The organism is Erwinia sp. V71, assembly GCF_965644245.1.
Classification (GTDB): domain Bacteria; phylum Pseudomonadota; class Gammaproteobacteria; order Enterobacterales; family Enterobacteriaceae; genus Erwinia.
In genome coordinates, this window is the sequence record NZ_CBFFRK010000213.1 from 1 (window position 1) to 2,763 (window position 2,763).

Below are 2,763 nucleotides of genomic sequence, written 5' to 3' on the forward strand. Positions count from 1 at the left end.
TATCGGTAGTTAACCCTTCCTCCTACACTCTCCACAATCATGTCCGAGCGTTGCACTTATTATCTGAATTCGCGAAGTCCTAACTTCCGGATATGGCTTTATAGTCAGAGTCCCTTAAAACTTACAAATGTATTAACTGTTATAACTATTTGAAATTTATCAAATATATTAACTTTTATAACTATTGTAACGTCTCAATAGATTCACGCTGAAGCAAGTTGCTGTTTTGACTTGTGATGTAGCGGGGAAAACATCGTCTTTATTAATGTTATGTACGCTAGCACCTACCGGTGTGAAGCTGTACGCATGATTGTCTGACTGTATTGCTGTTTGATACAGAGCCAGACCTGTTATGTAACTAGCAGTAGCCTAGGAGCAGCGCGTCGCCAGTAATGGTGAGGTGTGAGAGCGCTCTGACAATGTACTCCCCGATGTTTGGGTGCTGTTTTATCGTGAGATAAGCAGTGGATTTTGCCAGTAGCAGGCAAATGAGAGGCTAGGCTGGATCATAGGGTTAACGTTAAGTGAACTGTCCGTAAGCACCGTCAGCCGCAAGCAGCAAAAGCTACTGATATGCTGTGACCAAAAGGTACAAGGTCGGTTATTCCTTTTACATCTGGGAATACGTTACCAACAGACCTTCGGTGTATAGGCAGAACCTAAGTGATTCGTGTCATGAGTACGGAACTCGGTAAGCCCGTATCTTCGCCACAATGTGGCAGGTGAGTCGCAAGACAAGCTGTTGAGGGTGCGGGTAGAGGAGGTTGGAGAAAGCGAATGCCATTCTGTAATGGAATGGATAGGGGGTTAAAGGTTCCTCCACCGGAAACGGGGCAGACTTCCGACTGGTCTTTAATTGTGTGCAGTACTGTAAAGCAATCTAACGTGGCAGAAAGCTGGCTAAGGTGGTTCATACCCACCCTAACCAGACCCTTGCGGGAGCATAAGATAACTCCCGTAAGGGGGTTGTCCGTCTGCTATTCGCTCGGGGCTTTCTAACCAAAGCACTGAGGAGGGTAGCAAGTTGAGTACGTTGATAAAAGTACCTGCGCTTTCCGGCAGGGCGGAAAATTGGCACCAGATTAACTGGCGTCAGGTACACCGTCAGGTCAGAGGGCTACAGATACGAATCGCAAAGGCAACGGAGCAGAAGCGCTGGCGTAGGGTGAAAGCCCTGCAAAGGATGCTGACGCGCTCGTTTGCAGCTAAAGCACTGGCTGTCAGGCGAGTTACCGAAAATCGAGGCAAAAAGACAGCCGGAGTGGATCGCCAGTTGTGGAACACTCCCGGAAGTAAGTAGCAGGCGATAGGCCAGCTAAAACGGACGGGTTACAAACCGTCTCCGTTAAGGCGTGTTTACATTCCCAAGAGCAACGGCAAACGCCGTCCTCTGGGTATACCGACGATGAAAGACAGAGCGATGCAGGCGTTATACCTGCTGGCACTTGACCCCGTCTCGGAAACAACGGCCGATCGCAACAGCTATGGCTTCCGTCCGGCTCGTTCAGCAGCAGATGCGATTGAGCAATGTTTTGTTAATCTCAGTCGTAAAAGCTCTGCTGAATGGGTATTGGAAGGCGATATAAAAGGGTGTTTTGACAATATCAGTCATGACTGGTTACTTGCTAACATTCCGTTGGATAAACAGGTACTCGGGAAATGGCTTAAAACGGGATTCATGGAATCCGGTCGGTTACACCCGACGGAGGCTGGTACACCACAGGGGGGCATTGTTTCTCCGGTACTGGCGAATATGGCACTGGACGGGCTGGAAGCGGTGTTAGAAACCCATTTCGGGAAGAAAAACACCAAAGCCAGCTACAAAACCAAGGTCAATTATGTGCGTTACGCAGATGATTTTATCATTACGGGTATCTCTAAAGAGTTGCTGGAAGATGAAGTCAAACCCCTCGTTGAAGCCTTTATGGCGGAACGGGGGTTGCAATTATCACCCGAAAAAACGGTGATAACGCATATCTCCGAAGGGTTTGATTTTCTGGGGCAGAACGTGCGCAAGTACCATGGCAAGATGCTGATAAAGCCTGCTGCTAAGGGATTGCGTAACCACCTCCAGAAAGTCCGGCAAATAGTGAAGCGCAATGCGGCATCAAAACAAGGTGATCTGATAAGGCAACTTAATCCGGTACTTCGGGGTTGGGCAAATTATCATCGTCATATTGTCGCCAAAGAAACGTTTAGCTATATCGACTATCGCGTCTGGAAGTTGCTCTGGCGCTGGTCATGCCGTCGGCACGGTAATCGCAACAAGTACTGGGTGAAACAGAAGTATTTTCACTCTGTAGGTAGCGAAAACTGGGTATTCCAGAGTGTCGATGCGGATAACGGCCTGCAAAGGCTGTTCTCCTGCAAAGATATCCCTATAAAACGTCACATTAAAATCAGGTCTGAGGCTAATCCATATGATCCGGTTGACGAGTTGTACTTCGAACAGCGGCAGGTTAAGCGCTGGAAAGAAGGTAAAATGCAGCGAGGAAAACTGAGATTGATTTGGGAGCAACAAGGCCATCGGTGTCCGATCTGCCACCAGATATTCAGAGATAATGAGGATTGGGATGTCCATCACATTATCAGACGAGTAGACGGTGGTGGTGACGAAATCGATAACTTAATGATGTTACATCCTAACTGTCATCGACTATTGCACAGTCATTAGTAGTGTTTCTGATTTAGGGAAGGTGCGATTTAATCGGTGGGGTTCAGTGGAGTCCTTAGCTGTATTAGCCTTACCTTAGCTGAGCTGTA

1 pseudogene is annotated in these 2,763 nt (G+C 47.8%); it reads left to right on the top strand.

Features of this window, described 5'->3' with window-relative positions:
• Window positions 1–1,024 precede the first annotated feature (1,024 nt).
• A pseudogene (gene ltrA, locus ACSZO1_RS22090) lies at window positions 1,025–2,674 on the top strand (group II intron reverse transcriptase/maturase).
• The last annotated feature ends 89 nt before the right edge of the window (window positions 2,675–2,763 follow it).